Below are 17,292 nucleotides of genomic sequence, written 5' to 3'. Positions count from 1 at the left end.
CGTTTCAGCCTTACAGACTCCAGACTGAGTGACCTTCCAGCAGAGGATTACTCCGATCGAGAGCTGCCTTCACGTCGACGACGACGCCGTTCTCGCTCAAGAGATCGAGGATAGTGGCTGCACCTTCCGCCAGATAGGATTTATGGGGAACGGCAAGCACGACGGCATCAAGCTTGCCGAAATCCTTCAGCTCCATCAGGCGAATGCCGTATTCCTCCTCGGCTTCCGCATGGCTCGCCATCGGATCGTGCACCAGCGGCTCCAGGCCGAACTGATGCAGTTCGCTTATAATGTCGGGAACGCGGCTGTTGCGCAGGTCAGGCACATTTTCCTTGAAGGTCAGACCGAATATGCCGATGCGCGCGCCATTGATCGGCTTTTTCGCCGCAACCAGCATCTTGATGAGCTTCTGGGCAATGAAGGCGCCCATTCCGTCATTGATGCGGCGGCCGGAGAGGATGACTTCGGGATGATAGCCGAGCTCTTCTGCCTTGGCAGTCAGATAATAGGGGTCGACGCCGATGCAGTGGCCGCCGACCAGGCCGGGAGTAAAGGGCAGGAAGTTCCATTTCGTCCGTGCCGCCTTTAAAACATCGGCGGTGCGGATATCCATTTTCTCGAAAATGATCGAAAGCTCGTTCATCAGTGCGATGTTGACGTCGCGCTGGGTGTTTTCGATCACCTTGGCGGCCTCGGCCACCTTAATACTCGGGGCGCGATGAATGCCCGCCTCGACCACGGCACCATAGATGGCGGCGATCTTTTCCAAGGTTTCCGCATCATCGCCGGCGACGACCTTCACGATGCGCTCAAAGGTGTGTTCCTTGTCGCCAGGGTTGATTCGTTCCGGCGAATAGCCGACATGGAAATCCTCGCCCTGGCGCAGCCCGGAAACTTCCGCCAGCACCGGGCCGCAGACCTCTTCGGTAACGCCGGGATAGACGGTCGATTCATAGACAACGATCGAACCCTTGCGCAGGACTTTGCCGACGGTGCGCGAGGCGGAAATCATGGGCCGCAGGTCGGGCTGGCGGTTCCGATCGATCGGCGTCGGCACGGCAACGATGAAGATATCGCGATCCTTGAGATCCTCGATCTCGCTGCTGATGTGCAGTCCGCTCGACCGCAGCCGTTCAGAAGAAATCTCCCGGGTATCGTCCTTGCCCGCCTGCAGCGCAGTGACGCGAGAGGCTTTGATGTCGAAGCCGACCACATCATGGAATTTTTCGGCAAGCGCAATCGCGACAGGTAGGCCAACATAACCGAGGCCAATGACGGCAATTTTTTCGTTCAACACAACATACCTCGAACACTCCGCCTGAATTAGCCCGAATTTGAAGCTGATGTCAGCGCCTAATATTTGCCCTCGGGATCATTTCAGCCGCAGTCGCATGAATGTGATGAGCGGTCGGTCACTTTGAAACAAGTGTGAAACGGCGGCATTGCGGCATTTCGTGACAAGAGTTTCAGGTGGGTGATGGGACGTCTATCGAAACTTTCTGATTTCGAACCTATTTATTGGGAGTGACTTCATTTCTTTGAAAGCGTATTCGCAATGCGAAACAGCTATCTCAAACATCTGCGCACACAGCGCGAGCAGCTTGAAGCCAAGCTTGAGCTGCACATTGCCCGCTATTGTTTTGGCGAAGGCGAGGTGGACGACGGTACCGAGGCGGAGCTCCGTCAACGCATCGCGGAAATCTCCGACGAGATTGCCGCTCTCGAGGCCGAGCGCGCGGAGTAAGATTTGCGCGCGCCACCTCACTTTATCGTCATGTTAGGTCCTTGCTTTCCGAATTCGTCATGCGTGCATCGGCGCGGAACGCTTCCATACCAATCTTGTGTAGATGGCGGTATTGCGCGGTATCAGGCGGGATCCGGCTCGCCTCGATCAAGGCGCCGAGCAGGAACGCACGATCGGCCTTTCGCAAGCCAGCCTTGATGATCAATCCGCCGAAGATCATCTTTTCGCGCGTTTCGCGCTTGCGATCTTTTATCATGTCACGCTGCTGCCTGCGTTCGAGAAGCATAATCCGCTGATCTAGCCTCTTAAGTGGATGCGCCCGTTTTCCTTTTTTCACCGTCGCGAAATCGCGCTGTGATTTCGGCGAGAACCTCATTGAGCTCGGCGTCGGAAATGTCCAGTTCCGCGAGACCTGCCCTCCGTGCCGCGCTAGCGAAACGTTCATTGTCCTTGGCGACCATCCTCTTGCGCTTCTCCCTGAGCAGCTCGATCTGCGTGTCCATCTCGGAAGCCGTGCTTCTTGCACGCATGCCCTGTCCTTTCTTTCATCGGGATCAAATCTAATGGAATCTTTTATACTGCATTAAATGCAGTAGTCAAATGGACTGAAATAATATAGGAAAGTGGAATTCATCCCAGAAAACCGGCCTATTATGGGCCTTTTCGCCAGGTCTCTCGATATCTATGCGGTACCGATGTGCTGGGAAAGGAAGAGTCAAATTTGGCTATTATGTTTTTGAGAGCGAAAATGATCAGCCGCGGAGCGGGACAGAGCGTTGTCTCGGCTGCTGCCTATCGGCATCGTACCAAGATGACGGATGAGCAGGTAGGGACTAAGTTCCGCTACTCCGCGAGGGCGGACGAACTCATCCATGAGGAACTCGCTCTGCCTGACGATACACCGGCATGGTTGCGAACTTTAATCGACGGACGATCGGTTGCCGGCGCCAGTGAGGCGCTCTGGAATGCTGTCGATTGCTTCGAGACCCGGTGTGATGCACGGTTAGCCCGCGAGATTATCCTTGCGCTTCCAAACGAGCTCGGCAGGACTGAGAATATCGCGCTGGTGCGCGATTTCGTTCGCGAGAACCTCCTGTCGTGCGGAATGGTTGCAGACTGGGTCTATCACGATAAGAAGGGAAATCCGCACGTCCACGTTATGACCACACTGCGTCCGCTGACCGCGGAAGGGTTTGGGCCGAAGCAGATCGCTATCGTCGACGACACCGGCGAGCCTCTGCGCCTCAAAAGCCCAGATAGGCCGAAAGGAGCAATCATTTACCGTCCGTGGGCAGGCAACAAGGAAACGATGGAGGAGTGGAAGCTTGCCTGGGCTCAAACGGTAACGCGCCATCTGGCACTTGCCGGTCACGATATTCGCATAGACGGCCGCTCCTATGAGGAGCAGGGATTGCGGGGAATGGGGCAGCGTCATCTCGGTCCTGCCCGCACGGCGCTTCTACGCAAGGGTGCCAATGTCTATTTCGCCCCGGCGGCGTTGGCGCGGCGTTACGAGACGGCGGATCGCCTTGCTGCCGACCCCGGTCTACTGCTTAGGCAACTCAGCAATGAGCGCTCGACTTTTGGTGAAGCCGAGATCGCCCGTGCCCTGCACCGCCACGTTGATGATCCAATCGTCTTTGCCAATATCCGCGCGAAACTGATGGCGTCGGACGATTTGGTAATGCTGCGGCCGCAGCAGGTGAGTGCGGAAACTGGTGGGGTAGAGCTGCCGGCGGTCTTCACGACGCGCGCGACGATCAGAACCGAATTCCATATGGCGCGGTCGGCATTCAATCTCTCGAACATGGGTGGTTTCGCGGTATCGTCATCCCAAGTTGATGCCGCCATAGGTGAGATTGAGGCGGCTCCCGACAGGGTCATCCGCCTTGACGCTGAGCAGCTCGATGCGGTTCGGCATATCACGGCCGATAGCGGCATTGCCGCGGTCGTCGGGATTGCGGGCGCTGGCAAATCGACATTGCTGAGTGTGGCACGTCTCGCCTGGGAACGAGACGGCAGGCGCGTCCTCGGAGCAGCGCTCGCCGGCAAGGCGGCGGAGGCATTGACTGGCAGTTCCGGGATCCGTTCGCGTACGATTGCCGCTTGGGAGCTTGCCTGGAAAAACGATCATGACCTACTTCAGAAGGGCGATGTCTTGGTCCTAGACGAAGCTGGCATGGTATCGTCGCAACAGATGGCACGTCTCCTCAAACGCGTCGAGGATGCCGGGGCGAAAGCGGTTCTTGTCGGCGACGCGATGCAACTTCAGCCGATCCAGGCGGGGGCTGCCTTCCGTGCCGTCGTCGAGCGCATCGGCTTTGCCGAATTGGTCGGCGTTCGCCGCCAGAGACACGAATGGGCGCGAGAGGCGTCTCGTCTATTTGCTCGTGGAAATGTCGAGGAAGCCTTGAGTGCCTATAGCGCCCATGGCCATCTCCTTGAAAGTGACACGCGCAATGATGCGGTTCAACGCATCGTCTCCGACTGGGTCAGCGCCCGCCTTGATGCCATTGCCAAGGTGGAGGCCGAAGGTCGTAAATTGCGTGGCGACGAGTTGATGGTTCTCGCCCACTCTAACAGCGATGTGAGACGCCTCAACGACGCGATCCGTGCGGTCATGTTGCAACAGGATGCGCTTGGGGAAAGCAGGTCGTTTCGTACAGAGCGCGGCATACGTGAGTTTAGTAAGGGAGACCGGATCATCTTCCTCGAAAATGCACGTTTCGTCGAACCGAAAGCCCCTCACTTAACTGTTCAGCACGTCAAGAACGGCATGTTTGGAACGGTCATATCGACAGCGGGTCGAGGCGGGGTACCATTCCTTTTCGTTCGGTTGGACAGTGGTCGCGATGTCATGTTCTCCGAAGACACTTATCGCAATGTCGACCATGGCTATGCCGCAACGATTCACAAGACCCAAGGATCGACCTTCGACCGCACTTTCGTGCTGGCAACCGGAATGATGGACCGGCACCTGACATATGTTGCCATGACGCGTCATCGCGAGCGTGTCGATCTTTATGCGGCAGGGGAAGATTTTCAGCCAAGGTTCGAACGGGCCAAGACGGCGCGCGTCGAGCATGCGGCTGGCATTACCGGCGAGCTTGTTGAAATCGGACTTGCGAAGTTTCACAAGCAGGACGACTCCGGTCCTTCTCCTTATGTTGACGTCAGAACGAACGATGGAACCACGCATCGCCTTTGGGGCGTCAATCTGCCCAAGGCGCTTGAGGAGGCCGGCGTCGGGGTCGGGGATACTGTGACCATGCGCAAGGAGGGGACTGAAAAAGTTACCGTTAAAGCGCCTGTTGTTGATGAGGAAATGGGTGCGAGGCACTTTGAGGATCGTGTTGTCGAACGCAATATTTGGACGGCCTATCCCATTGGCAAGGCCGAGGCTCGGACGGAGCAACCTGCCGCAGACAATCACCGACCAACGTTCTTTGCGCAACTGATTGAACGGCTGTCGCGCCCCGGCGAAAAGACCACAACGCTCGATTTCCAAAATGAGCCGTCTTATCAATCCGTGGCTTTCGATTTCGCAAAGCGGCGCGGCATCGACACCATCGCGGACCATAGTCACGCAGTCACCGCACGCGTTGAGCGTCTATCCAATTGGCTCATTGCCCAGGGTGATCATGTGGCGCGGCTCTGGCAACGGCCGAACGTGCCCTTCGGGGTCGCAGTCGAAACTTCAGGGCGAAATGCTGCTATTCACGCAACACACGACAAAGACGCCTTGCCCGTTCCAACGGCGGATGCTTCCGATCTATTACCCGCGGTGAACTCCCTAACCCGATCGTTTGCAGAAGAGGCGCGTCTCGCCCAACTCGCATCGCCTGCGATGTTGCCGGCGGTCACGAAATTCAATGTAAGCCTCGACGAGGAGGCTCGAACACGCGTGAGCGAGACTGAGCATTACAAACAGGCGAGAGCAGCACTCACCGCGACGGGGTCCGTGATCTGGCGCGATCCCGCAGCCGCCGTGGCGATGATCGAAGATCTGGTGCACAAGCAGATCGACCCTGAGCGTATTGCGCGTGCCGTCACCACAGAGCCAACTGCCTATGGCCCTTTGCGCGGTAGCGGCAGAATGATGGATAGGCTGCTCGCTGGTGGCCGAGAGCGTAGGGAAGCTCTGCGGGCGGTTGAAGCAGTTGGTGCTAATGTACGCTCTCTGGGGCGATTTTACTTGAGCGCTTTTGAGAACGAAAAAGCGGCGGTCATGATAGAGCGGGAACGGATGGCAATACCTATTCCGGCGTTGACGAGAACCGCTCAGACAGCGCTGCGACACATTTCGTCCGAGACGGAGAAGAAGCCGCGCGAACTGGCACGATTGGTCCGGTCGTTGTCGGCAGATGTCCGTCAGGAATTTTCTCTCGTTAGCAAGGCACTTGATGCTCGCTTCGGACCCGGTGTCATTTTGCGCAATGAAGCTGATGCTGCCAAGATGGTCTCAAAGTCTCAGCAGACGGACTTCAAGGCCATCCTGGGCCAATTGCGCATGGTCCAACGTGTCGTCGCTACAGATAGGGCAGAGGAGATTATCGCCGAGCGCCAACTTCGAACGATCAACCATGCCCGTGGCGTTGATCGCTGAGAGCATCCGGAGATTTTAGAGGGAACGATAGGCTTATATCCGGACCGACCGGCGCCGCACGGCGATGTTTCGCTTCTCCAGCGCGCAAACGTCTCGACATCGGAGGTCATTCGGCGCGATAAGGTCGGAGACGATCGAAGCGAGCGAGAAAGCAATGAAGCCGAGCCTGCCCACCCTTCTGAGCATCAATGGCGGCTATGTCGATACCGCGGGGTTTCTTGCCCTGCATGGCCTGTTCACGGCGCATGTCACGGGCAATTTCGTCACGCTCGGCGCTTCCTTGGCGCTTGGAACGTCGGGCGCTCTCGCCAAGCTTCTGGCGTTGCCGGTTTTCTGCGTCGTCGTCATTCTCGCCCGTCTCCTTGGCGGCGATCTCTCGCGGCGCAATCTGCCGACGCTGCAGATCATCCTCTCGCTGAAATTGCTGCTATTAGCGTTCGCGGCGATCCTCGCTTTGCGCTTCGGTCCGTTTGGTGACGGGGATGGCTGGCAGCCGCTTCTGACTGGCATGACCCTTGTCGCGGCCATGGCCATCCAGACGACGGCGCATCGCATTCACCTCGGCTCGACACCACCGACGACCATGATGACGGGCACGACGACGCAGATCATGATCGACATCGCCGATCTGCTCCATGGTGCCAAGCCGGAAGAAAAGGCGGCGATGAGGGCGCGGCTTCGCCGCATGGGAGCGGCCGTCGGCGGCTTTGCCTTCGGCTGCGCGCTGGCGGCGGCGCTTTTCCTGATCGTCGGCATGGCTTGTTTCCTGCTGCCGCCGGTTCTGGCGCTTGCGGGAATTCTCATGCATAGCGGCAAGGCGGAGGTGAAGCCGGCTTAGCTTTTTCGCCTGCGTCCATTCTTGAGACTACCAATCTTGCTCCTTTCTCCCGCCTTGCAAGTCGGCTACAGCTCTCTAAGTGTACGCGTCGGATCGAACCGGTCCGCCGCATTCGAGGCGGCAAATCCTTGTGAGTTAAGAAGGGATGGTCATGGCAGGAGAAACGGTGCTTGTGGTCGGCGGAGCCGGATATATCGGTTCGCACACTTGTCTGGATCTGGCGAATAAGGGGTTCAAACCCGTCGTCTACGACAATTTCTCCAATGGGCATCGCGAATTCGTCAAATGGGGTCCGGCCGAGGAAGGCGATATCCGCGATCGGGCGCGCCTCGACGAGGTGTTGGCCAAGCACAAGCCTGCCGCCATCCTGCATTTCGCCGCACTGATCGAGGTCGGCGAGTCGGTCAAGGATCCCGTCGCCTTCTACGAAAACAATGTCATCGGCACGCTGACGCTGCTGTCCGCAGCGCAGGCGGCCGGTGTGAAGGCTTTCGTCTTCTCCTCGACCTGCGCAACATACGGTCTGCCGCAGAGCGTGCCGCTGGACGAGAGCCACCAGCAGGTGCCGATCAATCCCTACGGCCGCACGAAATATATCGTCGAGCAGGCGCTGGCGGATTATGACCAATACAAGGGGCTGCGCTCCGTGGTTCTGCGCTATTTCAATGCTGCCGGCGCCGATTTCGAGGGGCGCATCGGCGAATGGCATACGCCGGAAACCCATGCGATCCCGCTGGCCATCGATGCCGCCCTTGGCCGCCGTCAGGGCTTCAAGGTCTTCGGCAGCGATTATGACACGCGCGACGGCACCTGCGTGCGCGATTACATCCATGTGCTCGATCTTGCCGACGCTCATGTGCGCGCCGTGCAATATTTGCTTGATGGCGGCGATTCCGTCGCGCTCAACCTCGGTACCGGCACCGGTACGACGGTGAAGGAATTGCTCGGAACGATCGAGACCGTGTCGAACCGGCCGTTTCCGGTCGAGTATGTCGGCCGCCGCGAGGGCGATTCGACGACGCTTGTCGCGAATAACGACAAGGCTCGCGATATTCTCGGCTGGTCGCCGCAATATGACCTGACCGAGATCATCCAATCCGCCTGGAATTGGCATGCCAAATCCAACCAGCACTAAACGGCGTTCTGTCGCTGGTGTTGAGGGCAAACGCCCGAACGTCCTGCTGATTTCAGCCGACCAGTGGCGGGGAGATTGCCTCTCCGCCGTCGGGCATCAATGCGTGAAGACGCCGAATGTCGATGCGCTCGCGCGGGAAGGCGTGCTCTTCCGGCGGCACTATGCCGGAACGGCCCCCTGTTCGCCGGCGCGCGCGACGCTCTATACCGGTCTTTACCAGATGAACCATCGTGTTTGCCGCAATGGTTCGCCGCTGGATGGCCGTTTCGACAATGTCGCGCTCGCGGCGCGGCGGGCCGGCTATGACCCGACGCTGTTCGGCTATACCGACACGGCGCCCGATCCGCGCAGCCGCGATCCCCACGATCCGCATCTGACGACCTATGAGGGCGTACTGCCCGGCTTCACGCCGCGGCAGCTTTTGCCCGAGCACGAGAAACAATGGCTTTCCTGGCTGCGGTCGCGCGGCCATGCCGATGCCGTCAGCCGGGATATCCATATTCCCGTCCGCGCCGAATCCGGCGAGATTTCCAGCAACGCACCCGCCTATTCCAAGGAGGAGACGCAGACGGCCTTTCTGGCGGGCGAATTCATCCGCTGGCTCGGCGAACAGGATCAGCCCTGGTTCGCGCATGTTTCCTTCCTAAGGCCGCATCCGCCTTTCTCGGTGCCGGAGCCTTATAACCGTATGTTTTCGCCCGCCGACGGCCCGGCCTTTGCGCGCGCCGCCGATCGCGAGACGGAAATGGCAGCGCATCCGCTGCTCGCCTTTGGCCTACCGCTGATCGGCAAGAGCGGCTTCATCTATGGCGGCAAAGGCTCCATCAGCGACTGGACGTCACAAGACTTTGCGGCGATCCGCGCGATCTATTACGGCATGATTGCCGAGGTCGACGCGCAGCTCGGCCGGATCTGGCAGGCATTGAAGGATGCAGGCGCCTGGGACGATACCATCATCGTCTTCACATCAGATCATGCCGAGATGATGGGCGACCACTGGATGCTCGGCAAGGGCGGTTTCTTCGACGGCAGCTATCATGTGCCGCTCGTTATTCGCGATCCCGGCCAGCTTGCCACGCACGGCCGGCAGGTGGAGCATTTCACCAGTGCCGCGGATATTTTCCCAAGCCTGTGCGACCGGCTTGGCATCGCCCCGGCAAATCATGTCGATGGCGAAAGCCTGCTGCCGTTCCTTTCCGGTTCCGAGCCGGAAAACTGGCGCGACGCGGCTTTTTGGGAGTTCGATTTCCGCGATATCGCCGAGGGTGTCCCAGAGCAGCATTTCGGCTTGCGGTCCAATGCCTGCAATCTGGCGGTCGTTCGCGACGAGCGCTTCAAATATGTCCATTGCGCCGGGCTGCCGCCGCTGCTCTTCGATCTGGCGAAGGATCCCGCCGAGCTGTCCAATGTCGCCGAAGACGGCGCCTATATGGCGATCAGGCTTGCCTATGCCGAAAAGCTGCTTTCCCTTCGCGCGGAGCATCTCGACCAGACGCTCGCCTATACGGAACTGACGGAAAAAGGGCCGGTCTCACTCCGGCCCTGAATCAGTTTAGCCAAGTGCACCGAGATAATTCATCTTGCCCACAGGCAGGCCGCGACTGCGCAGGATGCCGTGCGCCGTCGTCACGTGGAAGAAGAAGTTCGGCAGCGCGAATTTCGCCAGATAATCCTCACCTTTAAAAACGATCTTGTTGCCTCCCGGCGTGATCGTCACGTCTCTTGTCTCGCTTCCTTCCATCGTCGCCGGGGTGATCGTTGCCAGGAAATCCAGCGTTTTCTTCAGGCGTTCGCGCAGGTCCGCCACGGTGACTTCATTGTCCTCAAAGCGCGGCGCATCGATGCCGGCAAGGCGGGCAATGGTGAGCTTCGCCGTATCCGAGGCGCGCTGGTACTGGCCGGAGAGCGGCAGCATGTCGTCGATCAGGCGCGCGGAAACGAGTTCCTCCGCCGCGATACCTTTTTCAGCAGCATAGGCTTCGATCTTGTCGAGATAGATCGAGAGGTTTTGCAGGCCGCGTTGAAAGATGGGGACCGAGAAACTGTACATCGAGGGCATCTGTCTTCTCCATTGCGGGCCGCGGCGCGGCCGGTGAGTTTGCCGACATTCTATTCCGTTTCCATGTCGATGGAATAATCGTTCCATAGTATCGGCGCTCGTATGTAGGGTTGGACCGCCTGTTCTTGCACCAGCGGACACGAGAAAATTCATCGTCGTAAGTTCCCGTTTCGGGTACCAGAATTTGCTGTTGACCTTTCCCTTGAAAAATGGAATGAATATTCCGGATAGAGAATTTTACGGTTTGTTTGTTCCGTTTTCGATATGGCTGCCATGGGAGTGACGGCCGATTGAATAATGGCCCCGCAGTCGAGACTGGGGGCTCCGGCATTTAGGAGGGGTGTGGCCGGGCACCTTATCTGGGAGGAAAACATGAAGAAACTTATCCTTGGCTCTGCGATGGCGCTTATGCTGTCGACTGCTGCCCATGCTGAAACCATCGGCGTTTCCATGGCGCTCTTCGACGACAACTTTCTGACCGTTCTGCGCAACGGAATGCAGGACTACGCCAAGGACAAGGGCGTGACCCTGCAGGTCGAAGACGCGCAGAACGATATCGCCAAGCAGCAGAGTCAGATCCAAAACTTCATCGCCAGTAAGGTCGACGCCATCATCGTGAACCCGGTCGATACCGACGCGACGGCTGCGATTTCCAAGCTTGCCGCCGATGCCAAGATCCCGCTCGTCTACGTCAACCGCGAGCCGGCAAACGTCGATAGCCTTCCGGATAAGCAGGCTTTCGTCGCTTCGAACGAACAGGAATCCGGCACGCTGGAAGCCAAGGAAGTCTGCCGCTTGCTGGGCGGCAAGGGCAAGGCCGTCATCATGATGGGCGAGCTTTCCAACCAGGCTGCCCGCATGCGCACCAAGGACGTTCATGATGTCGTGGCGACCGACGAATGCAAGGGCATCAAGATCGTTCAGGAGCAGACCGCCAACTGGCAGCGCACCCAGGGTGCCGACCTGATGACCAACTGGCTCTCCAGCGGCATCGAATTCGATGCGGTTATCTCCAACAATGATGAGATGGCGATCGGCGCTATCCAGGCACTGAAAGCTTCCGGCAAGTCGCTGGACAAGATCGTCGTTGCGGGCGTCGACGCCACGCAGGACGCGCTTGCCGCCATGCAGGCTGGCGACCTGAAGGTTACCGTGTTCCAGGATGCCGCCGGTCAGGGCAAGGGTGCAGTCGATGCCGCACTCAAGCTTGCCAAGGGCGATAAGGTCGAGAAGAAGGTCTACATTCCCTTCCAGCTCGTCACGCCAGCTAACGTCAAGGACTTCGTCAAGAAGAACTGAAGACGAGAGTGATAGACGGATGCGGGTCTTATTGCCCGCATCCCTTGAAATCCGATCTGCCCGGGAGGGAAAAATGGTTGTGAGCCCATCCACCATGGCGGCGGTGCGCGCCAGCGGTGTTGTTCCCAACGCCACCTACCTGTTGAGCGCCGAAGGCATTCGCAAGGAGTTTCCCGGCGTGCTTGCCCTCGATGACGTTTCCTTCCGCCTGAAGCGCGGGACGGTGCACGCGCTGATGGGCGAAAACGGCGCGGGCAAGTCGACGCTGATGAAGATCCTTGCCGGCATCTATATCCCCGATCAGGGCGAGGTACGCCTCAAGGGCGTCGAAATCCGGCTGAAATCGCCGCTCGACGCGCTGGAAAACGGCATTGCCATGATCCATCAGGAACTGAACCTGATGCCTTTCATGACCGTTGCCGAGAATATCTGGATCCGGCGCGAGCCGAAGAACCGGTTCGGTCTCGTCGACCATGCGGAGATGAGCCGCAAGACCGAGGAGCTCTTCCAGCGCCTCAACATTTCGATCGACCCTGAAATCCAGGTGCGCGAGCTTTCCGTCGCCAGCCGGCAGATGGTCGAGATTGCCAAGGCGGTTTCCTATAACTCCGACGTGCTGATCATGGATGAGCCGACCTCGGCGTTGACCGAGCGCGAGGTGGCACATCTCTTCCAGATCATTCGCGACTTGCGCGCCCAGGGCATCGGCATCGTCTATATTACCCACAAGATGAATGAGCTGTTCGAGATCGCCGACGAGTTTTCGGTCTTCCGCGATGGCAAATATATCGGCACGCATGCCTCTACCGATGTGACGCGCGACGACATCATCCGCATGATGGTCGGCCGCGAGATCACGCAGATGTTCCCGAAGGAGGAGGTGCCGATCGGCGAGACCGTGCTGTCGGTCAAGGATTTGAGCCTCGACGGCGTCTTCTCCAATGTCTCCTTCGATGTCAGGGCCGGCGAAATTCTCGGGGTGGCCGGGCTTGTCGGATCGGGCCGGTCGAATGTGGCCGAGACCATCTTCGGCGTGACGCCTGCTACTTCCGGCACGATCGAGCTTTTTGGCAAGAAGGCCGAGATTTCCTCGCCGGCGGCGGCAATCCGCCACGGCATGGCCTTCCTGACGGAGGACCGAAAGGATACGGGCTGTCTTCTCATCTTGAGCGTACTGGAGAACATGCAGGTGGCCGTGCTGCACGACAAGTTCGTGCGCGGCGGCTTCGTGCAGGAGGGCGCGATCGAAGAGGCCTGCGAGGAAATGGCCAGGAAGTTGCGCGTCAAGACGCCGAACCTCGACGAACGCATCGAGAATTTGTCTGGCGGCAATCAGCAGAAGGCCCTGATCGGCCGGTGGATGCTCACCAATCCTCGCATTCTGATCCTGGACGAGCCGACGCGCGGCATCGATGTCGGCGCTAAGGCCGAGATCCATCGTCTCGTTACTGAGATGGCGCGCAACGGCGTCGCCGTCATCATGATCTCGTCGGAAATGCCCGAGGTGCTTGGCATGAGCGACCGTATCATGGTCATGCATGAAGGAAGGGTCACGGGATTCCTGGATCGTGCGGACGCAACTCAAGTGAAGGTGATGGAGCTGGCCGCGCAGTGACGCCGCCAATCATCGCAAGGGAGGATTGAACCATGGTTAGCAAAGTTGCAGAGGCGACCGCCCCGGCGGTCACACGGCCAAGACGTCGCCGCGTGCCGCCCGAACTCGGCATCTTCCTGGTGCTGATCGGCATCGCGCTCCTGTGCGAGATCCTCGGCTGGATCTTCGTCGGCCAGAGCTTCCTGATGAACCTGCAGCGCCTGAAGATCATGATCCTGCAGGTCTCGGTCATCGGCATCATCTCGGTCGGCGTGACGCAGGTCATCATCACCGGCGGTATCGACCTCTCGTCCGGCTCCGTCGTCGGCCTGACGGCCATGGTCGCCGCGAGCTTTGCCCAGTCGTCGACATGGGCCAGGGCCGTCTATCCCGCACTGACCGACATGCCCTTCTTCGTGCCGATCGGCATCGGCCTGCTGATAGGCCTGCTTGCCGGCTACATCAACGGGCAGCTGATCACGAAAACGAAGATCCCGCCCTTCATCGCGACGCTCGGCATGATGGTCTCGGCACGTGGCCTGTCGAAGCTTTATACCAAGGGGCAGCCGATCTCAGGCCTGACCGACCAGTTCAATTTCATCGGGTCGGGAATCTGGCCGGTCGTCGTCTTCCTTATCATCGCGGTCCTCTTCCATGTCGTGCTGCGCTACACACGGTACGGCAAGTTCACCTATGCGATCGGCGCCAATGTGCAGGCCGCGCGCGTATCGGGCATCAATGTCGAGGGGCATCTGGTCAAGGTCTATGCGATTGCCGGGCTTCTGGCCGGCCTTGCCGGCATCATCACAGCCGCCCGCGTGCAGACGGCGCAGGCCGGCATGGGTGTGAACTACGAACTGGATGCGATCGCGGCAGCGGTCATTGGCGGCACGTCGCTGACCGGCGGCGTCGGTCGCATCGCCGGCACGGTGATCGGCACCGTCATCCTCGGCGTCATGATCTCCGGCTTCACCTTCCTCAATGTCGATGCCTATTACCAGGAAATCGCCAAGGGATTCATCATCGTCGCGGCTGTTGCCATCGACGTCTACCGCCAGAAGAAGCGGGCCAAGCGCTGAAATGCCCGACACATCGTCAGCGTTCTAACATGCTCTCAAGGCGGGGTTTTTACCCCGCCTTTTCCATTTGACGATGCCATTCCATGCAAATGCAAATTTTTTTCATTTGGGTATGGCGAATCCTGTCAGCTTTTCTATTCTGACCGCTTTCCATTCGCTCACTCGAGCGCTTCATCCGGGATAGACAATGCAAGCCGTATTCGATGGTCATAACGACGTTCTCCTGAGGCTCTGGCATCACGCGCGCGACGGCGCCGACCCGATCGCCGAATTCCGGGATGGGACGTCGAGCGGTCACATCGATGCTCCGCGGGCTAAGGCCGGCGGTTTGGCCGGGGGGCTGTGCGCCATCTATATTCCGTCGGGCGATCTCGTTTTCGCCGATCCTGATAGCAACGGCCATTATGCCACGCCTTTGGCGGCTCCGCTTGAGCGCGCGCCCTCTCTCGACATCGCGCTGGACATGGCCGCGATCGCGCTGAGACTCGACCGCGCCGGCGCCTGGAAGCTCTGCCGGTCCACGGCCGACATCCGCGACTGCATGGAGAAAGGCATTTTCGCTGCTGTTATGCACATGGAAGGCTGCGAGGCGATCGATGCCGATCTCGTCGCGCTCGAAACCTTCTATGCCGCCGGTCTGCGTTCGCTCGGCCCCGTCTGGAGCCGCAACAATGTCTTTGCCCATGGCGTGCCTTTCGCCTATCCGAGTTCGCCGGATACTGGACCTGGCCTCACCGAGGCCGGTTTCGCGCTGGTGCGCGCCTGCAACCAGCTCGGCATTCTCGTCGATCTCGCCCATATCACCGAAAAGGGCTTCTGGGATGTGGCGAAGACCTCGGATCAGCCGCTGGTCGCAAGCCATTCCAACGCGCATGCGCTGACGCCCGTCGCACGTAATCTCACCGACAAGCAGCTCGACGCCATCAAGGAAAGCCGCGGCATCGTCGGCCTCAACTATGCGACCGCGATGCTGCGCGACGACGCGCGCTCGGATGCCGACACGCCGATCGAGGCGATGGTTCGGCATGTCGATCATCTCGTCGGGCGTCTCGGCATCGATTGCGTTGGCCTCGGATCGGACTTCGACGGTGCGACGATTCCGGCTGAAATTGCCGATGCGGCAGGCAACCAGAAGCTGATTGAAGCCCTTCGCAACGCTGGTTATGGTGAGGCCGATCTTGTAAAGCTGTGCAGGGAGAACTGGCTTCGGGTCCTGGCGTCCGCCTGGAAGGAAGGTAGCCGGTGAAGTGCGTGCCGATATTGCGTAAAGTTTGTTAAGAGGGGAATGAAAACAATGATGATGACCAAGATGAACCGCGATTTGCGCGCACTGTCTGCCGGCGCGGCTCTCTCGCTTCTGCTGATGGCGGCGCCGAATGCATATGCCGCGACGCCCAAGGACACGCTGGTCGAGGGTTTTGCCTTCGACGATATTCTCAGCATGGATCCGGCCGAAGCCTATGAGCTGTCGGCTGCCGAAATCACCGGCAATACCTATAGCCTGCTCGTCCGTCTCGACATCAACGACACCTCCAAGATCAAGGGTGACCTCGCCGAGAGCTGGTCGGTTTCCGACGATCACCTGACCTATACGTTCAAGCTGAAGCCCGGCCTGAAGTTCGCGTCAGGCAACCCGATCACGGCCGAAGACGTTGCATGGTCCTTCGAACGCGTCGTCAAGCTCAACAAGAGCCCGGCCTTCATTCTCACCCAATTCGGTCTGACCGGCGACAACGTGACGGAGAAGGCTAAAGCAACCGATGCGAACACCTTCACCTTCACAGTCGACAAACCCTATGCGCCGAGCTTCGTGCTGAACTGCCTGACGGCGACCGTCGCCGAAGTGGTCGACAAGAAACTGGTTCTGCAGCATGTGAAGCCGGCGACGCCGACCGCCGACTATAAATATGACAACGACTTCGGGAATAGCTGGCTGAAGACCGGCTTTGCCGGTTCCGGCCCGTTCAAGCTGCGTGAATGGCGCGCCAACGAGGCTGTCGTGCTGGAGCGTAACGACAACTATTATGGCGAAAAGACGAAGCTGAACCGCGTCATCTATCGCTTCATGAAGGAAAGCTCGGCACAGCGCCTGGCGCTGGAGAACGGCGATATCGACATCGCCCGCAACCTGTCGCCGACCGATCTCCAGGCCGTCGAGAAGAACCCGCAGCTTGCTTCGACCAGCGCGCCGAAGGGCACCATCTACTACATGAGCCTCAATCAGAAGAACGCCAATCTGGCCAAGCCGGAAGTGCAGCAGGCGTTCAAATATCTGGTTGATTACGATGCCATCGGCAAGACGCTGATCAAGGGCATCGGCGAGATCCACCAGACGTTCGAACCGAAGGGCATGCTCGGCTCGCTGGATGAGAATCCGTTCAAGCTCGACGTCGCCAAGGCCAAGGAATTGCTGGCCAAGGCAGGCCTGCCCAATGGCTTCTCGATCACCATGGACGTGCGCAGCATCGAGCCGGATACGGGTATCGCGACCGCCATCCAGCAGACGCTCGGCCAGGCCGGCATCAAGGTGGAAATCATCCCCGGCGACGGCAAGCAGAAGCTGACGAAATATCGTGCCCGTAATCACGATATCTACTTCGGCAACTGGGGCCCGGACTATTGGGATCCCCATTCCAACGCCGATACTTTCACCACCAACGACGACAATTCCGATACCAGCAGCAACAAGACGCTCGTGTGGCGCAACACCTGGACCGCTCCGGAACTGGAGAAGCTGGCGAAGGCCGCTCTCTTCGAAGGCGATGCTGACAAGCGCGGCGCAATGTATCAGGACATCCAGAAGAAATTCCTGGAAGCAAGCCCCTTCATCATCCTCTATCAGCAGACGGAAGTCGCCGGCTATCGCAAGGACGTGAAGGACTTCAAGCTTGGTCCGAGCTTCGACAACAACTTCGTCTGGCCGATCTCAAAGTGATGA

The 17,292-nt window shown here is 59.0% G+C and carries 14 protein-coding genes; 10 read left to right on the top strand and 4 right to left on the bottom strand.

All coding sequences use genetic code 11. The features are described from left to right. Positions 1-10: 10 nt before the first annotated feature. Positions 11-1,297, bottom strand: coding sequence for a nucleotide sugar dehydrogenase (locus I8E17_RS16240; RefSeq protein ID WP_113352753.1), 1,287 nt, complete (start codon positions 1,295-1,297; stop codon positions 11-13). Between the two features lie 258 nt (positions 1,298-1,555). Here I8E17_RS16240 and I8E17_RS16235 point away from each other — a divergent pair, with 258 nt between their 5' ends. Continuing rightward, the gene (locus I8E17_RS16235) at positions 1,556-1,744 is read left to right on the top strand and encodes a hypothetical protein (protein WP_113352752.1); all 189 of its coding nucleotides are present in this window, start codon (positions 1,556-1,558) and stop codon (positions 1,742-1,744) included. A gap of 28 nt (positions 1,745-1,772) precedes the next feature. Here I8E17_RS16235 and I8E17_RS16230 read toward each other — a convergent pair whose 3' ends face one another. Both I8E17_RS16230 and I8E17_RS16225 read right to left on the bottom strand, forming a co-directional pair. Beyond that, positions 1,773-2,081 carry a conjugal transfer protein TraD gene (locus tag I8E17_RS16230; protein WP_307777808.1) on the bottom strand — a complete coding sequence of 103 codons (309 nt, stop codon included), beginning with the start codon at positions 2,079-2,081 and terminating at the stop codon, positions 1,773-1,775. Further along, a complete protein-coding gene (locus tag I8E17_RS16225; RefSeq protein WP_113367171.1) occupies positions 2,050-2,274 on the bottom strand; it encodes a TraC family protein in 225 nt (74 codons plus the stop codon). Before I8E17_RS16225 ends, I8E17_RS16230 begins: the two co-directional genes overlap by 32 nt. A gap of 191 nt (positions 2,275-2,465) precedes the next feature. Between I8E17_RS16225 and traA the strand changes: the two genes are divergently transcribed. The 4 genes from traA to I8E17_RS16205 all read left to right on the top strand — a co-directional run bounded on the left by traA (position 2,466) and on the right by I8E17_RS16205 (position 9,869). Further along, positions 2,466-6,350: a Ti-type conjugative transfer relaxase TraA gene (gene traA, locus I8E17_RS16220; RefSeq protein WP_113367172.1), complete on the top strand. Its 3,885-nt coding sequence runs from the start codon at positions 2,466-2,468 to the stop codon at positions 6,348-6,350. 154 nt (positions 6,351-6,504) lie between these two features. Continuing rightward, entirely contained in the window at positions 6,505-7,188 is a 684-nt protein-coding gene (locus tag I8E17_RS16215) for a YoaK family protein (RefSeq protein ID WP_069611501.1), read from the top strand. A 151-nt stretch (positions 7,189-7,339) separates the two neighbouring features. Further along, positions 7,340-8,323 carry a UDP-glucose 4-epimerase GalE gene (gene galE / locus I8E17_RS16210; protein WP_069611643.1) on the top strand — a complete coding sequence of 328 codons (984 nt, stop codon included), beginning with the start codon at positions 7,340-7,342 and terminating at the stop codon, positions 8,321-8,323. Beyond that, on the top strand, positions 8,301-9,869 hold the full coding sequence (locus tag I8E17_RS16205; RefSeq protein ID WP_113367173.1) for an alkaline phosphatase family protein: 1,569 nt from the start codon (positions 8,301-8,303) through the stop codon (positions 9,867-9,869). Before galE ends, I8E17_RS16205 begins: the two co-directional genes overlap by 23 nt. A 6-nt stretch (positions 9,870-9,875) precedes the next feature. Here the strand turns inward: I8E17_RS16205 and I8E17_RS16200 are convergent, their stop codons facing one another. Beyond that, positions 9,876-10,382, bottom strand: a complete 507-nt coding sequence (locus tag I8E17_RS16200; RefSeq protein ID WP_113397732.1) for a DUF1993 domain-containing protein — start codon at positions 10,380-10,382, stop codon at positions 9,876-9,878. A gap of 372 nt (positions 10,383-10,754) precedes the next feature. On the opposite strand from I8E17_RS16200, the gene I8E17_RS16195 reads away from it, so the two are divergent. From I8E17_RS16195 to I8E17_RS16175, 5 genes are all read left to right on the top strand, one after another. Further along, complete coding sequence (locus I8E17_RS16195) at positions 10,755-11,681, top strand: sugar ABC transporter substrate-binding protein (protein ID WP_069611504.1); 927 nt, start codon at positions 10,755-10,757, stop codon at positions 11,679-11,681. Positions 11,682-11,754: 73 nt separating this feature from the next. Beyond that, positions 11,755-13,296 (top strand): sugar ABC transporter ATP-binding protein, encoded by a 1,542-nt coding sequence (locus I8E17_RS16190; protein WP_069611505.1) that lies wholly within the window; start codon positions 11,755-11,757, stop codon positions 13,294-13,296. Between the two features lie 32 nt (positions 13,297-13,328). Then, positions 13,329-14,354: an ABC transporter permease gene (locus I8E17_RS16185; RefSeq protein WP_069611506.1), complete on the top strand. Its 1,026-nt coding sequence runs from the start codon at positions 13,329-13,331 to the stop codon at positions 14,352-14,354. Positions 14,355-14,541: 187 nt separating this feature from the next. Next, a complete protein-coding gene (locus I8E17_RS16180; RefSeq protein ID WP_069611507.1) occupies positions 14,542-15,600 on the top strand; it encodes a dipeptidase in 1,059 nt (352 codons plus the stop codon). 48 nt (positions 15,601-15,648) lie between these two features. Beyond that, positions 15,649-17,289, top strand: a complete 1,641-nt coding sequence (locus I8E17_RS16175; protein WP_113367174.1) for an ABC transporter substrate-binding protein — start codon at positions 15,649-15,651, stop codon at positions 17,287-17,289. The last annotated feature ends 3 nt before the right edge of the window (positions 17,290-17,292 follow it).

The organism is Rhizobium sp. AB2/73 (assembly GCF_020871915.1).
Lineage (GTDB): Bacteria > Pseudomonadota > Alphaproteobacteria > Rhizobiales > Rhizobiaceae > Rhizobium > Rhizobium dioscoreae.
This window is presented reverse-complemented; position numbering and strand designations above follow the sequence as displayed.